Source organism: Providencia sp. Marseille-Q8014 (assembly GCF_965112055.1).
Genome location: NZ_CBCOPT010000001.1, coordinates 42443 through 61312, shown reverse-complemented (window position 1 = coordinate 61312; position 18870 = coordinate 42443). Strand labels below are relative to the sequence as shown.

19 protein-coding genes are annotated in these 18870 nt (G+C 40.9%); 12 read left to right on the top strand and 7 right to left on the bottom strand.

Annotated elements, in window-relative coordinates:
• Nucleotides 1-32 precede the first annotated feature (32 nt).
• Nucleotides 33-1439 carry a multidrug transporter subunit MdtD gene (gene mdtD / locus ACWPW6_RS00240; RefSeq protein ID WP_249999567.1) on the top strand — a complete coding sequence of 469 codons (1407 nt, stop codon included), beginning with the start codon at nucleotides 33-35 and terminating at the stop codon, nucleotides 1437-1439.
• On the opposite strand, the gene rbsR is transcribed toward mdtD, so the two are convergent.
• From rbsR to rbsD, 6 genes are all read right to left on the bottom strand, one after another.
• A complete protein-coding gene (gene rbsR, locus ACWPW6_RS00235) occupies nucleotides 1436-2437 on the bottom strand; it encodes a ribose operon transcriptional repressor RbsR (protein WP_167520906.1) in 1002 nt (333 codons plus the stop codon). The two genes, mdtD and rbsR, sit on opposite strands and share 4 nt — an antisense overlap.
• Nucleotides 2438-2440: 3 nt before the next feature.
• Nucleotides 2441-3370: a ribokinase gene (rbsK, locus tag ACWPW6_RS00230; protein WP_249999565.1), complete on the bottom strand. Its 930-nt coding sequence runs from the start codon at nucleotides 3368-3370 to the stop codon at nucleotides 2441-2443.
• Between the two features lie 84 nt (nucleotides 3371-3454).
• Complete coding sequence (gene rbsB / locus ACWPW6_RS00225) at nucleotides 3455-4345, bottom strand: ribose ABC transporter substrate-binding protein RbsB (RefSeq protein ID WP_154625043.1); 891 nt, start codon at nucleotides 4343-4345, stop codon at nucleotides 3455-3457.
• Between the two features lie 24 nt (nucleotides 4346-4369).
• On the bottom strand, nucleotides 4370-5332 hold the full coding sequence (gene rbsC, locus ACWPW6_RS00220) for a ribose ABC transporter permease (RefSeq protein ID WP_154625039.1): 963 nt from the start codon (nucleotides 5330-5332) through the stop codon (nucleotides 4370-4372).
• Nucleotides 5329-6843 carry a ribose ABC transporter ATP-binding protein RbsA gene (gene rbsA / locus ACWPW6_RS00215; protein WP_249999563.1) on the bottom strand — a complete coding sequence of 505 codons (1515 nt, stop codon included), beginning with the start codon at nucleotides 6841-6843 and terminating at the stop codon, nucleotides 5329-5331. Before rbsA ends, rbsC begins: the two co-directional genes overlap by 4 nt.
• A gap of 7 nt (nucleotides 6844-6850) precedes the next feature.
• The gene (rbsD, locus tag ACWPW6_RS00210) at nucleotides 6851-7270 is read right to left on the bottom strand and encodes a D-ribose pyranase (protein WP_154625037.1); all 420 of its coding nucleotides are present in this window, start codon (nucleotides 7268-7270) and stop codon (nucleotides 6851-6853) included.
• Nucleotides 7271-7656: 386 nt separating this feature from the next.
• Here rbsD and ravA point away from each other — a divergent pair, with 386 nt between their 5' ends.
• A complete protein-coding gene (gene ravA / locus ACWPW6_RS00205; RefSeq protein WP_154625036.1) occupies nucleotides 7657-9171 on the top strand; it encodes an ATPase RavA in 1515 nt (504 codons plus the stop codon).
• A gap of 2 nt (nucleotides 9172-9173) precedes the next feature.
• Nucleotides 9174-10631, top strand: coding sequence for an ATPase RavA stimulator ViaA (gene viaA / locus ACWPW6_RS00200; protein WP_163860458.1), 1458 nt, complete (start codon nucleotides 9174-9176; stop codon nucleotides 10629-10631).
• On the opposite strand, the gene asnA is transcribed toward viaA, so the two are convergent.
• Nucleotides 10632-11624: an aspartate--ammonia ligase gene (gene asnA, locus ACWPW6_RS00195; protein ID WP_154625034.1), complete on the bottom strand. Its 993-nt coding sequence runs from the start codon at nucleotides 11622-11624 to the stop codon at nucleotides 10632-10634.
• A 161-nt stretch (nucleotides 11625-11785) separates the two neighbouring features.
• Between asnA and asnC the strand changes: the two genes are divergently transcribed.
• From asnC to atpH, 9 genes are all read left to right on the top strand, one after another.
• Nucleotides 11786-12247: a transcriptional regulator AsnC gene (asnC, locus tag ACWPW6_RS00190; RefSeq protein WP_249999562.1), complete on the top strand. Its 462-nt coding sequence runs from the start codon at nucleotides 11786-11788 to the stop codon at nucleotides 12245-12247.
• Nucleotides 12248-12338: 91 nt separating this feature from the next.
• Nucleotides 12339-12779, top strand: a complete 441-nt coding sequence (gene mioC / locus ACWPW6_RS00185) for an FMN-binding protein MioC (protein ID WP_154625032.1) — start codon at nucleotides 12339-12341, stop codon at nucleotides 12777-12779.
• Nucleotides 12780-13157: 378 nt separating this feature from the next.
• Nucleotides 13158-15047: a tRNA uridine-5-carboxymethylaminomethyl(34) synthesis enzyme MnmG gene (gene mnmG, locus ACWPW6_RS00180; protein WP_154625031.1), complete on the top strand. Its 1890-nt coding sequence runs from the start codon at nucleotides 13158-13160 to the stop codon at nucleotides 15045-15047.
• A 2-nt stretch (nucleotides 15048-15049) separates the two neighbouring features.
• Nucleotides 15050-15673 carry a 16S rRNA (guanine(527)-N(7))-methyltransferase RsmG gene (gene rsmG, locus ACWPW6_RS00175; protein WP_154625030.1) on the top strand — a complete coding sequence of 208 codons (624 nt, stop codon included), beginning with the start codon at nucleotides 15050-15052 and terminating at the stop codon, nucleotides 15671-15673.
• Between the two features lie 602 nt (nucleotides 15674-16275).
• Nucleotides 16276-16653, top strand: coding sequence for a F0F1 ATP synthase subunit I (atpI, locus tag ACWPW6_RS00170; RefSeq protein ID WP_154623599.1), 378 nt, complete (start codon nucleotides 16276-16278; stop codon nucleotides 16651-16653).
• A gap of 33 nt (nucleotides 16654-16686) precedes the next feature.
• A complete protein-coding gene (atpB, locus tag ACWPW6_RS00165; RefSeq protein ID WP_163860455.1) occupies nucleotides 16687-17505 on the top strand; it encodes a F0F1 ATP synthase subunit A in 819 nt (272 codons plus the stop codon).
• Between the two features lie 45 nt (nucleotides 17506-17550).
• Entirely contained in the window at nucleotides 17551-17790 is a 240-nt protein-coding gene (gene atpE, locus ACWPW6_RS00160; RefSeq protein WP_004393045.1) for a F0F1 ATP synthase subunit C, read from the top strand.
• A gap of 56 nt (nucleotides 17791-17846) precedes the next feature.
• Complete coding sequence (atpF, locus tag ACWPW6_RS00155; protein ID WP_163860454.1) at nucleotides 17847-18317, top strand: F0F1 ATP synthase subunit B; 471 nt, start codon at nucleotides 17847-17849, stop codon at nucleotides 18315-18317.
• Between the two features lie 12 nt (nucleotides 18318-18329).
• Nucleotides 18330-18863 (top strand): F0F1 ATP synthase subunit delta, encoded by a 534-nt coding sequence (gene atpH, locus ACWPW6_RS00150; RefSeq protein WP_154623596.1) that lies wholly within the window; start codon nucleotides 18330-18332, stop codon nucleotides 18861-18863.
• Nucleotides 18864-18870: the final 7 nt, after the last annotated feature.

Below are 18870 nucleotides of genomic sequence, written 5' to 3'. Positions count from 1 at the left end.
TGCTTTAACTTTTATTTTTTAATAGGTTACCGATGTTAAAAACAGCCAAAAGCATGTCAGGTCTTCCATGGATAGCCGCAATGGCATTTTTCATGCAAGCCCTTGATGCAACTATTCTTAATACGGCGTTACCGGATATCGCCAAAAGTCTTCATCATTCACCTCTAGCGATGCAATCAGCGATTGTTAGTTATACATTAACTGTCGCACTGCTTATTCCTGTGAGTGGTTGGTTTGCAGATAGATTTGGCACTCGCCGCATTTTTATTATAGCCGTTTCGCTGTTTTCCTTTGGCTCCCTTCTCTGTGCTTTATCACCTTCATTAACTTTTTTAGTTATCTCGCGAGTTATACAAGGTATTGGTGGCGCAATGATGATGCCTGTTGCTCGCTTAGCATTAATTCGCGCATACCCACGTAGTGAATTACTTCCGATCTTAAACTTTGTCACTATACCTGGATTAGTGGGTCCAATTTTAGGTCCACTATTAGGTGGGGTACTTGTGACTTACGCGACATGGCATTGGATTTTTATTATTAATATTCCTATTGGCGTTTTAGGGATTTTATACGCGTTAAAATCGATGCCTGACTTTAAAATGCCAAAACGTAAGTTTGATGTTCTTGGTTTTATACTCTTTGGTTTTGGCCTTGTAATGTTATCTGTCAGTCTCGATTTATTTGGTGATAAATCCTTACCGAGCTATATCCCAGCAGCGATTGTTTTAGGGGGGTTCTTCTGTTTATTCCTATATATCTTCCACGCTAGAAGAATCAAACATGCCATTATTCCTTTAAACTTATTTAAGACTCGCACCTTTAGTATTGGTATTAGCGGTAATATTGCCACTCGGTTAGGAACCGGCAGCATTCCCTTTTTGATGCCACTAATGTTACAAGTTGGATTTGGCTATGAAGCTGTCGTCGCAGGTATGATGATGGCACCAATGGCAATAGGATCCATTATTGCTAAGTCGGCAGTAACACGAATATTAACTGGCTTTGGCTATCGCAAAACATTATTTACCGTCACCGTCATTATTAGTTTCATGATCGCTCAGTTTTCGCTTCAGACGCCAAATATGTCTATCTATTTACTGGTGTTACCTTTATTTATACTCGGCATGGTTATGTCAACGCAATTTACGGCAATGAATACCATTTGCTTAGCTGATTTAACCGATAATAATGCTAGTGCGGGAAATAGTATGCTTGCGGTGACTCAGCAGCTCTCTATTAGTTTTGGTATTGCCGTGAGTGCAGCCATATTGAGTTTTTATGAAGGGTTACCAAATGGAAATATCGTTGATAATTTTCATTACACCTTTATCACTATTGGTGTCATTACCTTGGTTTCCGCATTTGTGTTCTTATTATTGAAAAAAAGCGATGGTCAAAACTTAATAAAGAATAAGTCACAACCATCCGATAAGAACTAGTTACTTCTCACTGATTGGCGCTCAACAAGTTTGGGCGTCAATACTAAAACATTAGCGTCCGCTTCAGGGTTATCCATCCGAAAAATAAGCTGATCGACTGCTAATTTACCTAACTCATCCTTTGGTTGGTGAATCGTCGTCAATGGCGGGATCATATAAGGTGATAGATCGATATCATCGTAACCAATAATTGAAATATCGTCAGGGACTTTAAGACCTTTGCTAAAAATGGCTTGATAAGCCCCAACGGCCATCGCGTCATTCCCTGCAAAAATAGCTTTCGGGGGATTATCAAGTGCCAACAGTTTATTCATTGAATTAAAACCACCAGCAAATTCAAAATCACTGAAAATAATATATTCATCCGGAATCTTTAATGATGCTTGTTTCATTGCTTGCATGAACCCTTGGAAACGCGCTCGAGCTGGAGATTTATCCTGAGGGCCAGCAATACAGGCTATTTGTGTGAATCCAGCATCAATTAAATAACGTGTGGCAATTTCACCGCCAAGGAAAGAGTTATCTTGAATAATGTCGCCTCCTGATTCGAATGGAGACCAATCCATCATCACAGTTGGAACGGCTGGATAACGAGAAAGTACCTCTTTTGATGGCCCTTGCACTTCCGTACACATGATTAATAAACCATCAACACGCTTTTGTAATAACGTTTCTAAACTGTGGTTCATTCGCTGAAGATCACCCTCTGTATTACAAAGGATTAAACTAAAACCACGTTCATAGCAGCTTCGTTCAACACCACGAACGACTTCCGCATAAAAAGGGTTATTACTGGTCGTCAATAACATACCAATTGTATTGGTGCGATTCATTTTCAAACTACGTGCTAATGCTGATGGAGCATAGTTGAGTTGTTCAATCGCATTTTTGACTCGTAATGTCACACTTTCGCTGACATAGCGATTTTGATTGATGACATGAGAAACGGTGGATGTTGAAACACCGGCTAGGCGCGCAACATCTTTCATAGTTGCCACAAGTTATTCCTGTTGAGTTAAAAATGCATCAATTTCATTTCGCCACGGTACAGAGGGCTGAGCACCCGGTCTAGTCACAGCAATCGCTGCTGCGGCATGCGCAAAAATGATCGCTTCTGCATCACTTTTACCTTCGAGCAAAGCCGTAACATAGGCACCATTAAAAGTATCTCCGGCAGCAATTGTATCGACGGCTTTAACTTTAAATCCAGCAATAATTGTCCCTGTTGAACCTTTTTCACTATACCAGACACCTCTAGCACCTAAGGTAATCATCACTTTACTGATACCTTTATCATGTAAAATTTGAGCTGCCGCTTGAGCACCTTGCTCATCTTTCACTGCAATGCCAGTTAAATGTTCTGCCTCAGTTTCATTTGGCGTAATCACATCAATCAAAGCAAGTAATGAATCAGGAAGTGCTTGAGCAGGGGCTGGGTTTAAAATCATTTTGGTATTATTTTTTTGCGCAATTTCAGCCGCGAGTTGGACTGCTTCGATTGGGGATTCTAATTGCATCAATACTGCGTCAGCATCGATGATTTTTTGTTGGTAATGTGTAACTCTTTCTTCTGTTAAATGTGCGTTTGCTCCAGCATGGATGCCAATCACATTTTCACCTTGTTGATTAACAAAAATCAACGCAACACCCGTTGTTTCGTTATCAATCGCATCAATGCATTCAACATTAATATTATCATTTTTTAGTTGTGTCTTAATGTTTTGCCCAATGCTATCGTTACCTACACAAGCAATAAATGTTATATCAGCACCACTTCGTCCGGCAGCAACCGCTTGGTTTGCACCTTTTCCACCAAATGCAACTTGATAGTGATTCCCTCTCACTGTTTCTCCAGGCTGCGGAAATTGCTCAATATTTAAAATATGATCAGCATTGATGCTACCTAAAACGACCAGTTTAGCTGTGCCCATAACATGTATTTCCTTTTGCATTTTTTTCTTTATATTCGCAAATAAAGCAAACCGCCGTTAATCATAACGGCGGTTTAGTTTCGATTATTTTTTAACAACCAGTTCTAACTCTACAGGTACGGTTGGTTCAACTTTTTCACCTTTTAATACTTTATCGGCGATTTGTACACCAACGATCCCAATTTGATCTGGACGCTGTGCGATTGTTGCGCCTAATTTTCCACCTTCAACGGCTTTAATACCATCATTAGTACCATCAAAGCCAACAACCAACACATCATCACGCCCCGCGGTTTGTAACGCTCTTAATGCCCCTAGAGCCATTTCATCGTTTTGTGCAAAAACCGCTTGTACGCTAGGGTGCGCTGTTAGCAAGTTTTGCATAACGTTTAAGCCTTTAGTTCTATCAAAATCAGCAGGTTGGCTCGCTAATACATTAAATTTATGCTCTTTAGCTCCCGTATTGAAACCTTCACCGCGCTCACGTGCCGCTGAAGTTCCGGTGATCCCTTCTAATTGGATAACTTTGGCATCATTACCTGTTTTTTGAGCAATAAAGTCGGCCGCCATTTTTCCTCCCATACGGTTATCTGAAGCAACGTGGCTGACCACCTCGCCTTTATTTGCCGCACGGTCAAGAGTAATAACTGGAATATTCGCTTTATTTGCCATAACGATAGCATTACCAACAGCATCTGAATCTGTTGGGTTAATTAACATTAGCTTAGTACCGCGAACGGTTAGGTCCTGAACATTGGCTAACTCTTTAGCTGGATTATCTTGAGAGTCCAGAACAATGAGTTCATAACCTAATTTATCAGCTTCTTTTTGGGCGCTGTCCTTCATCGTCACAAAGAATGGATTGTTGAGGGTAGAGATCACCAGAGCAATACTCTCTTTAGCCATTGCATTCACACTAACGGTGGCACTCAAAGCGACCGCTGAAAGTAAAGTTGCGAGTTTTTTCATTTTCATCATCGTATTCCTGTAGGGTATAGGTTACTTTTTATTATCAACCAGCACTGCTAATAAGATAACGACTGCTTTCACAATCATTTGATAGTTTGACGAGATACCTAATAAGTTTAATCCATTGTTAAGAAAACCTAAGATCAGCGCACCAATCAACGTGCCAACAATACGCCCTTTACCACCAGCAAGGCTTGTTCCTCCGAGAACAACGGCAGCAATCGCATCAAGTTCATAGCCATTACCCGCCATCGGCTGTGCGGAAGATAGGCGGGCAACCTCAATCACACTTGCTAATGCAGCAAGTAACCCGCATAAGGCGTAAACAATAATTTTTATTCGGTCAACATTAATACCCGATAGTCGAGTTGCCGCTTCATTCCCACCTAGTGCATAGATATAACGGCCTAAACGTGTGTGATGTAATAAATACCATGCCGCAGCAAAGACAATGATCATCAGCCAAATTGGTGTTGGAACCCCAAATGGTCGACCGATACCAAACCAACCGAACAGATCCGCATTATCACTAAAACCAGTATTGATTGGGCTGCCATCGGTATAAACACGGGTTACTCCACGCAGTAATAGCATCATAACCAAGGTCGCAATGAAGGCTTGCACTTTGCCTTTAGCCACAATCACACCTGTACATGCACCGATAGCAGCACCAAGGGCTAATGCTCCCGCAACGGCGACGAAGGCATTCACATCAGCCCCCACCATCGATGCCGCAACAGCCCCAGTTAAGGCCAGTAATGAACCAACAGATAGGTCAATACCGGACGTTAAGATCACCAACGTCATCCCCACCGCCATGATGGCGTTAACCGATGTCTGTTGCAGGATATTAAACAGGTTATTAAGGGTGAAAAAATTCGGGCTAAGCGATGAAACGATAGCTATTAATACTAATAACGCAATTAATGACTTTTGTTCCATTAGCCATGCTTTGCTGAACCAACGTTTTGAGGTTGTGGTATTCGATGTCATACGGATAACTCCTGAACTGAGCCGTAATTTTTGCCAACAGCGGCAGCCATTAACACTTCTTGGGTGGCTTGTTGAGCTGAAAACTCACCACTAATACGCCCTTCATGCATAACCAGAATGCGGTCACTCATTCCAATCACTTCTGGCATTTCAGAAGAGACCAAAATGATACTCAGCCCTTCTTTTTTGAATTGATTAATTAATTGATAGATCTCTTTTTTAGCCCCTACATCCACACCTCGAGTTGGTTCATCTAAAATCAGGACTTTAGGCCTTGTCATCAAGCCACGCGCAATCGCGACTTTTTGCTGGTTTCCTCCTGATAGGTTGCCAATAATCTGCTCCATGGAAGGGGTTTTGATATTAAATAAGCGAATAAAGTCACCGACCGTCTGTTGTTCTTCTTTATGTTTAAGATTGCCGCCAGCACGACTAAAGTAACGAAGTGCTGTCAACGACATGTTCTCTTTGACGGACATGCCTAGTACTAAACCATCACGCTTACGATCTTCTGAAATATAGACAATGCCGTTATTTAAGCCGTCTTGTGGGGTTTTTAATGTGATACTTTTGCCATCAAGGCGTACTTCACCGGATTTTTTCTTTACGGCACCATAGATGATTTTCATTAGTTCTGTACGACCAGCCCCCATCAGTCCCGACACGCCTAAAATTTCACCACTTCTTAATGAGAAACTGGCATTATCGACCCCTGGGCCTGATAGATTTTCAACTTGTAAACGTACATCCCCAACGGGCACACTAATACGCGGGTATTGATCTTCTAATTTACGCCCCACCATCATCTCTATGAGCGTTTCTTCTTTTAACGTTTTTACACTTTTTTCGCCGATAAATTGCCCATCGCGAAACACAGTTACATCATCGCAAATTTCAAAAATTTCTTTTAAGCGGTGAGAGATATAAACAATCCCGCACCCTTGTCCTTTTAATTCTTCAATAACGCGAAAGAGTGATGCCGTTTCTGTATCAGTAAGCGCATCGGTCGGTTCATCCATGATGATGACTTTAGATTCAAAGCTTAAGACTTTTGCTATCTCAACCATTTGTTGTTCGCCAATTGATAATTCAGCAATCAATTGATGGCTGTCATAATCAAGGTTAAGACGTTTTAGTAACTTATCAGACTCACTAAATAGGGTTTTCCAGTCAATTTTACCGAATCGACTCACAAACTCGCGGCCAAGAAAAATATTTTCGGCAATAGAAAGTTCAGGTATCAGATTAAGTTCTTGGTGAATGATACCAATCCCTGCTTCTTGAGAGTTTTTAGGGCCATGAAATGTAACCTCTTTCCCTAAATAACGAATAGCACCTGCGTCTTTACTATAAATTCCTGTGAGTACTTTCATCATGGTTGATTTGCCGGCACCATTTTCCCCAACCAGCGCCATGACTTTTCCTGGGTAGACATTAAGTGAAGCACCATTTAGCGCTTTTACACCCGGAAAAGATTTTTCAATACCGATAAGTTCTAATAAAGGTTGCATACACACCTCAGAAGGTCACACCGGAACAGAGGATCACATTCGCAAAAGGTGAACACTCTCCTGTTCTAATCACCGCTTTGCTATCGTGCGTCATTTTTTTAAAGTGTTCATGACGACAATATTCCACTTCGATTGGCTTTCCTTGCGTAAGCTCTAATGCTTTCAGGTGTGCTAATATGGCTTGCTCCATTTTTTGATTTACCGTCATAATTTCTTCAGCCAGAATCACTTTTTCAACCTGCATTTCCTGAGTAACAACACTCAGTACAGACATAAAATCGGGTAATCCTTGTGTGATGGCTAAATCAATACGCTCAACTTGTTGTGGTATAGGTAACCCTGCATCAGCGATGGCAATATGATCAGTATGGCCCAACTTGGCGATGACTGACGTAATATTGGAATTAAGCAAAATACCTTTTTTCATTGTTTCCACTGTTCCTGTCTGAGCGAAACGTTTCGCTCAATCTAATATAGATAAGAAAGTCAACAACTCAACGTTATTGACTAAGATTTGTGATCGCTATCGAAACGTTTCGTTAACAGGGAAAAAAGATAGAAAGGTGAACTTATTGAATTAGTTAAAGCTGAATCGTTTTTGTGATTCACTATTAGGAATCAAAGAAAAAATAACAAAAGACATTGCACAAATTATCTCAGGATAGATAACCTAACAATATATACTCTCAATAATTCGAGAAGCAGTTAATTCGTCAATGAGTGGCTCACTCTCTATGCATAATACGAACAGCTAACAAAGCGATAACTTGAAGTATGACGAGATGTTGCCTAAGTAATCATAAAGGAACCAATATGCAGCTAGCGGAACGAATTGCCCAACTGAGTAACTATCTTGAAAGTGGACTGTATGAACGCCAGCAAACGATACGTTTATGCTTATTGGCCACATTAAGTGGCGAGAGCGTTTTTCTTTTAGGTCCTCCAGGTATCGCTAAAAGCTTGATAGCTCGCCGTATGAAGTATGCTTTTCGTCATGCTAATGCATTCGAATATTTGATGACGCGTTTTTCGACTCCTGAAGAAATTTTTGGTCCATTATCCATACAAGCTCTTAAGGATGAAGGGCGCTATCAACGACTGACAAAAGGCTATTTACCCGATTCTGAAGTTGTTTTTCTTGATGAGATTTGGAAAGCCGGCCCCGCTATTTTGAATACGCTCTTAACGGCAATCAACGAGCGAAAATTTCGAAATGGTGATGATGAAAGCGCTATTCCAATGCGTTTATTAGTGACCGCATCTAACGAACTTCCCGATGCAGATAATAGCTTAGAAGCCTTATTTGATAGAATGCTTATTCGTATCTGGCTCGATAAAGTACAAGAAAAACAAAATTTTAGAGCGCTATTAACCGGTAAACCGCCAAAAGAGGAATCACTCGTACCTGATCATTTAAAAATCAGTGATGATGAATATGCTGAGTGGCAGCAACACATACCAAAAATAACGCTGCCCGATCATTGTTTTGAACTCATTTATCAGCTTCGCCAACAATTAGATGTCACGGATAAACAGCTTTATGTATCTGATAGGCGTTGGAAAAAAGCCGTTTATTTATTACAAGCAAGCGCATTTTTTAATGGTAGAAGTGAAGTTTCGCCTCTTGATATTGTGCTACTGAAAGATTGTTTATGGCATGACATGCAATCAATGAATACATTGCCTCAGCTAATCAAATCAATATTAGAGGAAGATGGTTGGCAGCAAAGAAAATACACTCGTGAAATGGAAATGCTCTATCAAGAATGGACATCATCAACACAAGAACAAAATAACCAAAATGCCTTTAAAGTCACTAAAAGCACGGCGATGTTTGCTCGCCGCCCTACCTATACGTTGCCTGAAGAGATCAAAGAGGGTCGTTTAACACTGTTTCTGCATAAGCCCCTGCAATTGCATGATATAAAAGTGACATTTATTACTACAGATAAAAAATCGCTCACTCATTTTCTCACTAAAGGCACAACCCTATCAGCTCATCTTAATGGTATTGGGTTCGCACAAGAAATTGCAGCTGAAATAAACAATATGAATCAAATTCAGTTATTGGATGTTAGCCATCAAGCTTCAACCCTCTATCTACAGGCGTTAACAACCCGCAGTGATAAAACAGATAATCAAGTATGGCTAGAAAAACTAGATAAAATCCAACAAGATATTCAATCGGCACGTTACCAATTTGAAAAACAACAACCCAATTTATTTATTGAATCAAAGTGGCTGGCTGGCATAGAAGAGAGCTTTATTAAGTTAACGGAGAAATTAACTCATTTGCGTAACCAAATCATAGGTAAAGTGGTGGATTAACCATGCTGAGTTTAGCCACGCTAGACCTATTGCTTTCAGTTAATGAAAGCCAATTAATCGAAGAGATCATTATATCGCTTCTCGCCACACCGCAATTAGCCGTTTTCTTTGAAAAACATCCTCGGCTCAAGAAAGCACTATTAAAAGATTTATCGGAATGGAAAAAAGATCTTAAACAAAAGCTGCAAGATGCCTTAGTGCCTGCTCAACTCGCTGAGGAGTTTCAACTTTACCAACGCGCTCTAGGTCAGGCAACTGAGCTGTTTTTTAACCAATTACCGGATTTAATCACAAAACTAGAGCAGTTAGATTCACCTTTTTATCCAGAAGCCCGCAAACTAGCGACGGGTAAAATTGATAATTATAGTGCGAGACAAAGCCTATTCATTCAGCGTTGGCGTATTAATTTAATCTTACAAGTCACAACATTACATAAAGAGTTGTTAGAACAAGAAAAAGAACAATTATTAGCTGAATTACAAAGGCGACTTGCACTAAGTGGTAATCTAGAAGAAATTCTCGGTGAGAATGAACGAGCAGCGGGCCGGCTATGGGATTTAAGCAAAGGGCTCAATACCGCATCAGTCTATAATGATAAGTTATTGAACCACTACAGTGATTTTTTACGCCAACAGCCTGAATTGGAAAAAATAGCTCAACTATTAGGTCGTAGCCAATCTGCGCGTTCATTACCTGAAAATAGCGTACTTCTCGAACCGATGACCCTCTTAGAAAAAGTACCAGAAACGGTACCTGAGCAAGTCAATGGACTTAATCAAAGTGATGATATTTTACGCTTACTCCCCACAGAATTAGCTATGTTGGGGTTAGAAGACGTTGAGTTTGAATTCTATCGTAAGTTGCTTGAAAAACAGTTAATGACCTATCGATTACAGGGGGAAAGTTGGCAAGAAAGGCGAGTACTTCGCCCTATCACTCATCATCATCATGAAGAACAGCCTAGAGGGCCTTTCATTGTCTGTATTGATACGTCAGGTTCGATGGGGGGAATCAATGAACGTTGTGCCAAAGCCTTTTGCCTCGCATTATTAAAAATTGCGCTGGCGGATAACCGTTCATGTCATATCATGTTATTTTCTACTGAAATCGTTCACTATGACTTAGTCTCCGCAGACGGGTTAGAACAATGTATGCGCTTTTTGCATCAGACATTTCGTGGCGGAACTGATTTGGCTAGTTGCTTACAAGAAACCGTCAAACAACTTGAATCACCATCGTGGATGGATGCTGACACTGTGATTATTTCAGACTTTGTCGCGCAACGTTTACCTGACGAATTAATACAAAAAATAAGAACACTACAAAAGGCAGGGAAATACCGCTTCCATGCGGTATCTGTTTCAAATTATGGGAAACCCGGTATCATGAAGATATTTGATCATATCTGGCGCTTTGATACCGGATTAAAAAGCAGGTTATTGCGCCGCTTTAGTCGCTAACTACAGCATACCCGCAACAGATTCACGAGTTTCTGGAGACCAAACACCACATTGAACTTGGCCAATGTGCTGACGTTGGAGCAGTAACATCACTAAACGTGACTGACCAATACCGCCGCCGATAGTCTGTGGCATTTTGCCTTCGACTAATGCTTGGTGCCATTCTAGCTCCATGCGCTTTTCATCGCCTGTTAAGCTTAGCTGACGAGTCAGGCACTCAGGGCTAACACGGATCCCCATTGACGAGATTTCAAATGCATCTTGTAATACAGGGTTCCACACAATGATGTCACCGTTTAAGCCTTTATAACCCTCTTCGTTTTCGGTTGTCCAATCATCATAGTCTGGAGCACGAACATCATGCGCTTCACCGTTAGAAAGTTTGCCACCGATACCGATAAGGAAAACGGCACCTAATTCTTTTGCAATTGCACGTTCACGGCCTTTTGCATCTAAATCAGGATAACGTTGTAGCAGTTCTTCACTGTGGATAAAGTGAATTTGTTCTGGCAGGAACGGTGCCAGTCCAAATTCGCTACTAATGGCGGCTTCTGTTTGTTTTATTGCCTGATAGATTTTACCCACTGTCTGCTTCAGATAAGGAAGAGTACGTTCCTCATCACCCATCACTTTTTCCCAATCCCACTGATCAACATAGACTGAGTGAATTGGGGTTAAGCGATCTTCATCTGGACGTAACGCTTTCATATGAGTGTAGAGACCTTGGCCTGGCTTAAAATCGAATCGACCTAATGTCTTACGCTTCCATTTTGCCAAGGAGTGAACCACTTCAAAGGTTGCATCCGGAATTGATTTTACCTTTACTTGAACCGCTTTTTCATGGCCAGACAAGTTGTCCTGAGTACCATCACCTAAACGACTTAAGATAGGACCTTGAACTTCAATCAAGCCAAGTTCTTTTTCAAGTAAACGTGAAAAATAAGATTTTACAAAGCTGATTTGTTGCTGTTGTTCGATAAATGATTTGTCCATTGTATTCACCCATAATTTGTTAGCTGCGTTAGCCGATGTGTAGATTAAGCAACAAAACAGGGGTTGAATTCAATATACTTCATTAAAAAAACACTTTCACATTTATTTTATCTAAAAAAATGGGTATAAAAATAAGAATTCGTTAAATTAAGGAGGTAATAATGCCTGAAAATTATCAGATCGATAATCTCGACCGTGACATACTTCACGAATTAATGAGAAATGCACGTACCGCTTACGCAGAACTGGCTAAAAATTTCTCTGTCAGCCCAGGCACAATTCATGTGCGTGTAGAAAAAATGAAGCAGGCAGGAATCATTACAGGAACACGTATTGATATCAGCCCGAAACAACTCGGTTTTGATGTGTGCTGCTTTATTGGCATTATTTTGAAAAGTGCTAAAGATTATCACACCGCCCTCAAAAAATTAGACGCCCTAGAAGAAGTGGTTGAGGTCTACTATACGACTGGGCAGTACAGCATTTTTATTAAAGTGATGTGCCGATCGATTGATGCCCTCCAAGACGTACTTATCAACAAAATTCAAACGATAGATGAAATTCAGTCCACAGAAACACTGATCTCGCTACAGAACCCGATCATGAGAACAATTAGCCCATAAAAAAAAATTTCTATAACCACATTATCCACAGGTAGATCCCAGCTCATTCACAGCGTACAATAGCGCCCTAATGTAGCGATCGGGAATCACCATGACAAAAGTAACCCTAATAAGCGGCAGCACAATGGGGAGTGCTGAGTATGTTGCAGAACATATGGCAGAGATCTTAGAAGAACTTGGCCATGAAACCGAAGTGCAACATGGACCAGACCTAGATTCACTACCACGTGAAGGTTTATGGCTGGTGGTGAGTTCAACGCACGGTGCGGGTGATCTTCCTGAAAATATTCAACCTCTCGCTGAACAAATAGAAAGTCAATCGCCTGATCTCAGTCAGGTTCAATTTGGCAGTGTAGGAATTGGCAGTTCTGAATATGACACTTTTTGTGGCGCAATTCATAAATTAAACACCTTATTAATCGATCATGGTGCTAAAAGGATCGGCGAACCACTCGAAATTGATGTTCAGCAACATGAAATTCCTGAAGATCCAGCAGGTGAATGGGTTAAAACGTGGGCGATCGAACTCTGATTTGTTCAAAATAACAACGATCAGATGTGGATAACTCTGGTAAGATCTCGGTATTAACCGGTAGTTATCCAGAGTATAAGTTTTAATGTCGCCATGGGCTGTGTATAACTACCCTTTTAGATCCCAGCTTATACGCAAAAGGATCACGGATCATTCACAGTATATGATCCTTTACAGTTTTATGATCTTTATAGTGAATATTCAGTTATCCACAGATACTGATGATCCTAATAAAAGATCTAATAAAGAGATCTTTAAATAAAAAGATCTTTATATTATAAGGCTCGGATCAACATAGCTTGGTCTATCCTTAAAACTTGAGTAGAATTCTCTCCTCGAATGCAACAGTCAGCATTTTTCTAACGTTAAGGTTCACACATGTTTTATCCAGAGCAATTTGACGTCATCGTAATTGGTGGTGGTCATGCCGGTACTGAAGCAGCAATGGCAGCTGCACGTATGGGGCGTCAAACCCTATTACTGACTCACAATATTGATACTTTGGGCCAGATGTCCTGCAACCCAGCCATCGGTGGGATCGGTAAGGGACATCTGGTTAAAGAGATCGATGCCCTTGGTGGCTTAATGGCCACTGCAACTGACAAAGCGGGTATTCAATTTAGAACGTTGAATGCCAGTAAAGGACCTGCTGTTCGTGCAACACGTGCACAAGCAGACCGAGTACTTTATCGTCAAGCCGTCAGAACCGCTTTAGAAAACCAGCCTAACTTAATGATCTTCCAACAACCTGTTGAAGATTTAATTGTTGAAAACAATACGGTAACGGGTGCTATTACCCGTATGGGGCTAAAATTTAAAGCTAAAGCCGTTGTACTAACCGTTGGAACTTTCCTTGATGGAAAAATCCATATTGGTTTAGAAAACTACAGCGGTGGCCGAGCAGGTGATCCACCTTCTATTTCTCTTTCACAGCGTTTAAGAGAACTGCCTTTACGGGTCAATCGCTTAAAAACAGGTACCCCACCGAGAATAGATGCTAGAACAATTGACTTTAGCCAATTAGCTCAGCAACTTGGTGATGATCCCATGCCTGTTTTCTCCTTTTTAGGATCACAAGATCAACATCCACAGCAGGTACCCTGTTATATCACTCATACCAATGAAAAAACGCATGATGTGATCAGAAATAACCTTGATCGTAGTCCTATGTATGCAGGGATCATTGAAGGGATCGGTCCTCGTTATTGTCCTTCTATCGAAGATAAAGTGATGCGCTTTGCTGATCGCAATGCACACCAAATCTTTTTAGAGCCTGAAGGATTAACAAGTAATGAGATATACCCAAATGGTATCTCCACCAGCCTTCCATTTGATGTGCAAATGCAAATAGTTCACTCAATGAAAGGAATGGAAAACGCGAGGATCATACGTCCAGGTTATGCTATCGAATATGATTTCTTTGACCCTCGAGATCTCAAACAAACCCTTGAAAGCAAGTTTATTAATGGCTTATTTTTCGCTGGCCAGATCAATGGTACAACTGGGTATGAAGAAGCGGGAGCACAAGGCTTACTCGCTGGACTGAATGCTGCTCAATATGCCTTTGATCGAGAAGGCTGGTTCCCTCGTCGCGATCAGGCTTATATGGGCGTGTTGGTTGATGATCTTTGTACGTTAGGTACCAAAGAACCATACCGTATGTTTACTTCCCGTGCAGAATATCGATTAATGCTACGTGAAGATAACGCGGATCTTCGCTTAACCGAAAAAGGTCGTGAATTAGGCCTCGTTGATGATGTACGTTGGGCTCACTTTAATAACAAAGTGGAATTGATTGAAAAAGAGCGTCAGCGCTTGAGAGACATTTGGGTTCATCCTAAAGCAGAAGGCCATGATGAAATAGACCAAATATTGTCAGTACCACTTTCTAAAGAAGCCAATGGTGAAGATTTACTGCGTCGTCCAGAAATGGATTACCAATTATTGACGTCACTGAGCCGTTTTGCGCCGGGGATCACAGATCCTCAAGCTGCTGATCAAGTTGAAATACAAGTTAAATATGAAGGTTATATCGCTCGTCAGCAAGAAGAGATAGAACGACAATTACGTAATGAAAATACATTACTCCCTGTCGACCTTGATTATAAGCAAGTGAAAGGGCTGTCAAATGAAGTGATGGCAAAATTGAATGATCATAAACCAACTTCAATTGGCCAAGCTTCACGTATCTCAGGAATTACCCCAGCGGCTATTTCCATTTTGCTTGTTTGGTTGAAAAAGCAAGGCATGCTACGTAGGAGTGCTTAAAAATGAGTTTATTAGCGCACCTAACGCGTTTATCGACACTTGCGAATATCGAATTAACGGAGAAACAAAAACAACAGTTAGTTGGGTATGTGGAATTACTTAATAAATGGAATAAGGCATATAACCTGACTTCTGTTCGTGATCCTCAACAAATGCTTATTCGCCACATTATGGATAGCATAGTGGTGAACGGTCAGCTAAAGGGGACATCATTTATTGATGTTGGAACTGGACCCGGTTTACCGGGAGTTCCTCTTGCGATTGTTCGTCCTGACTCACATTTTGTGTTACTTGACAGCCTAGGGAAGCGAGTTCGCTTCCTGAAACAGGTTCAACATGAGTTAGGGCTAAGTAATATTGAGCCAGTGCAATTTCGTGTCGAAGAGTATCAACCCGAAATCGGTTTTGATGGTGTGATTAGCCGCGCATTTGCTTCTTTAAGCGATATGTTGAACTGGTGTCACCATCTTCCTAAGTCGTCTGGGAAGTTTTATGCATTGAAAGGTGTCGTGCGTGAGGATGAACTTTCTGACCTACCTAACCCATTTTCCATTGACTCTATCACTGAGTTGAAAGTCCCTGATCTTGATGAGCAACGTCATTTAGTGATTTTATCTTTAAAATAAAGTTGCTTTTTATCAATTAAATTTTATCTTTTAGAGCTTTAGCAGTCACATTTACAATGTTACTGCTATTTTTATTTTTAGGGGGATTTTACCAATTCGGATTTTACGTTACTTTTACACGGTAATAACGAATAACTATCAAAAATACACATTAGACATTAAAAAATATCGCTAAACAGAGATTTTAGATAAATCACTTGGATGTTTAAGATCATTAATAATGAAATATTTGATTTATTACATCTTTTTTTCGATTGAAAAATAACGTTTTTAATTATTTGATTTAAAGCTTAAATCTTTTTTTTCTTAATTAGAAACCTTGACCTCGTTAATAATGTAACTAACATGAAATGTGATCTGTATCACAGAAAAATGTTTTTGATTGTCGAGTCATTAACTATTTATTAATTATTATTGCCACATTTCTGCGCTATCTCGAAAAAATTAAATATTTATTCACCTTTTCGCTACTTACTGATTGAATTCATTTCGCCTGCCCGTATAATTTGCTCGTTTTTGTCTCTTGACACATTTAAGCAAAGACAGTTTTATACAACACTTAGCGTTTCTGAGGCTGAGAACAGCTGGGAGTACAAAAAGTTATGTCTGTATCCCTTTACGACAACAAGCATGCAGTAAAGCAGTTGTCATTTCAGCTAATAACTTTTGTGATCCTCAGTGGGGCTTTCTGTGCAAATAGTATAGAATGGGGGGCCTCTGCTCTTGCGGGTGGTTTAGCATGCTGGTTACCTAATATCGTATTTATGCTGCTAGCCCATTTTCAGAAAGCAAAAGAAGAGGATGAACCTGTCCGCATTGCCTGGTTCTTTGCATTAGGAGCAGGGCTAAAGGTTGTAACAACCATTACTGTGTTAGTCATTGCTTTCGGTGTGTTTAAAGCGTCATTGACACCACTGGGTTTGACCTATTTAGCGGTGCTAATTGTTCAGATTGTTGCACCAGCCGTTTTAAGGCGGTAAGTATTTTTAAACTACAAAAGGGTAAGAGGCATCATGTCTGCATCAGGAGAAGTGATGACTACAGAGGATTACATAGGCCACCACCTGAAAAACCTTCAGTTGGACCTGAGTACCTTTAAGTTGGTCGATCCCCACGCTAGTCCAACATTTTGGACGTTGAACATTGACTCGCTTTTTTTCTCAGTAGTTCTCGGGGCTTTGTTCCTGTGGCTATTTAGAAGAGTTGCAGTTAATGCGACTAGTGGCGTACCCGGTAAGTTACAGACTGCAATAGAACTGATCATTGGTTTCGTTGATAACTCAGTCCGTGATATGTATCACGGTAAGAGCAAGGTTATTGCTCCTTTGGCATTAACTGTGTTCGTCTGGGTATTTTTAATGAACCTGATGGATTTACTCCCAATCGATTTCCTACCGTATATTGCTGAGCATTATCTCGGGTTACCTGCATTACGTGCAGTACCAACCGCAGATGTTAGTGTCACTCTATCTATGGCGATTGGCGTGTTTATCCTGATCCTCTTCTACAGCATTAAGATGAAAGGAATCGGTGGATTTACGAAAGAGTTGACTCTTCAACCTTTCAATCATCCAGTCTTTATTCCTATTAACTTAATTCTTGAAGGGGTAAGCCTGCTGTCAAAACCTGTATCACTCGGTCTGCGACTGTTTGGTAACATGTATGCAGGTGAATTGATCTTTATTCTTATCGCGGCTCTGCTTCCGTGGTGGTCACAGTGGTTGCTAAGCCTGCCTTGGGCTATCTTCCACATACTGATTATTACGCTACAAGCCTTTATTTTTATGGTTCTGACTGTTGTCTATCTGTCGATGGCATCTGAAGAGCATTAATTTAACTATCAATATTGTCTTAACTGAAACAAACTGGAGACTGTCATGGAAAACCTGAATATGGATCTGCTGTACATGGCTGCTGCTATTATGATGGGTTTAGCGGCGATCGGTGCTGCGATCGGTATCGGCATCCTAGGTGGTAAATTTTTAGAAGGTGCTGCTCGTCAGCCAGATTTAATCCCTCTGCTGCGTACTCAGTTCTTTATCGTAATGGGTCTTGTCGATGCTATTCCGATGATTGCTGTTGGTCTGGGCCTGTATGTAATGTTCGCTGTTGCCTAACTTTAGTTACAGAACACTTAGAACGTTAACTTATTAATTAACAAGAGGTATTGTCTGTGAATCTAAATGCAACAATCCTCGGCCAGGCTATCGCGTTTGTCCTGTTTGTTTGGTTCTGTATGAAGTATGTATGGCCACCGATTATGGCGGCCATAGAAAAACGTCAAAAAGAAATTGCTGACGGTTTATCTTCCGCAGAACGTGCTAAAAAGAACCTGGAACTGGCGCAAACCGACGCAACCGACCGACTGAAAAAAGCAAAAGCAGAAGCTCAGGTCATCATCGAACAAGCGAATAAACAACGCAGCCAGATGATTGAAGAAGCCAAAGCAGAAGCTGAAACAGAACGTGCAAAAATCGTCGCACAAGCTCAAGCAGAAATTGATGCTGAGCGCAAACGTGCACGTGAAGAGCTACGTAAACAGGTTGCGATGCTTGCTGTCGCAGGTGCCGAGAAGATCATTGAACGTTCCGTGGATGAAGCTGCTAACAGCGACATCGTTGATAAACTAGTCGCTGAACTGTAAGGAGGGAGGGGCATGTCTGAAATCGCTACTGTAGCTCGCCCCTACGCCAAAGCAGCTTTTGACTTTGCTGTGGAAAACCAGTCTGTTGAAAAATGGCAAAATATGCTGGCCTTCACCTCTGAGGTGACGCGCAATGAACAGGTTGGTGAGCTACTTTCTGGTTCTATTGCGCCAGAAAGATTAGCAAAAACGTTTATCTCTGTTTGTGGAGATGAAATTGACGAGCATGTTCAAAATCTGATTCGTATTATGGCTGAAAACGGGCGTCTAAGTACGCTACCAGAAGTATTAACTCAATTTATCCAATTGCGTGATACCATGGAATCAACGATTGAAGTTGATGTAATTTCTGCCAACGAACTGAATGAACAGCAGTTAGCCAAAATTTCTGCAGCGATGGAAAAACGTCTGTCACGCAAAGTTAAGCTGAATTGCAAAATTGATAAGTCTGTTATTGCTGGAGTGATTATTCGTGCTGGAGACCTCGTTATTGACGGGAGTGTCCGCGGTCGCTTAGAGCGTTTAACTGACGTCTTGCAGTCTTAAGGGGACT

Bases quoted from the DNA above. Each gene is read 5' to 3' on its own strand.
- asnA (WP_154625034.1), bottom strand. From the start codon at position 11,624: ATGGACAAATCATTTATCGAACAACAGCAACAAATCAGCTTTGTAAAA.
- asnC (WP_249999562.1), top strand. From the start codon at position 11,786: ATGCCTGAAAATTATCAGATCGATAATCTCGACCGTGACATACTTCAC.
- atpE (WP_004393045.1), top strand. From the start codon at position 17,551: ATGGAAAACCTGAATATGGATCTGCTGTACATGGCTGCTGCTATTATG.
- atpB (WP_163860455.1), top strand. From the start codon at position 16,687: ATGTCTGCATCAGGAGAAGTGATGACTACAGAGGATTACATAGGCCAC.
- rbsB (WP_154625043.1), bottom strand. From the start codon at position 4,345: ATGAAAATGAAAAAACTCGCAACTTTACTTTCAGCGGTCGCTTTGAGT.
- atpI (WP_154623599.1), top strand. From the start codon at position 16,276: ATGTCTGTATCCCTTTACGACAACAAGCATGCAGTAAAGCAGTTGTCA.
- viaA (WP_163860458.1), top strand. From the start codon at position 9,174: ATGCTGAGTTTAGCCACGCTAGACCTATTGCTTTCAGTTAATGAAAGC.
- atpH (WP_154623596.1), top strand. From the start codon at position 18,330: ATGTCTGAAATCGCTACTGTAGCTCGCCCCTACGCCAAAGCAGCTTTT.
- rbsK (WP_249999565.1), bottom strand. From the start codon at position 3,370: ATGGGCACAGCTAAACTGGTCGTTTTAGGTAGCATCAATGCTGATCAT.
- rbsC (WP_154625039.1), bottom strand. From the start codon at position 5,332: ATGACATCGAATACCACAACCTCAAAACGTTGGTTCAGCAAAGCATGG.
- rbsD (WP_154625037.1), bottom strand. From the start codon at position 7,270: ATGAAAAAAGGTATTTTGCTTAATTCCAATATTACGTCAGTCATCGCC.
- rbsA (WP_249999563.1), bottom strand. From the start codon at position 6,843: ATGCAACCTTTATTAGAACTTATCGGTATTGAAAAATCTTTTCCGGGT.
- mnmG (WP_154625031.1), top strand. From the start codon at position 13,158: ATGTTTTATCCAGAGCAATTTGACGTCATCGTAATTGGTGGTGGTCAT.
- rsmG (WP_154625030.1), top strand. From the start codon at position 15,050: ATGAGTTTATTAGCGCACCTAACGCGTTTATCGACACTTGCGAATATC.
- ravA (WP_154625036.1), top strand. From the start codon at position 7,657: ATGCAGCTAGCGGAACGAATTGCCCAACTGAGTAACTATCTTGAAAGT.
- mioC (WP_154625032.1), top strand. From the start codon at position 12,339: ATGACAAAAGTAACCCTAATAAGCGGCAGCACAATGGGGAGTGCTGAG.
- mdtD (WP_249999567.1), top strand. From the start codon at position 33: ATGTTAAAAACAGCCAAAAGCATGTCAGGTCTTCCATGGATAGCCGCA.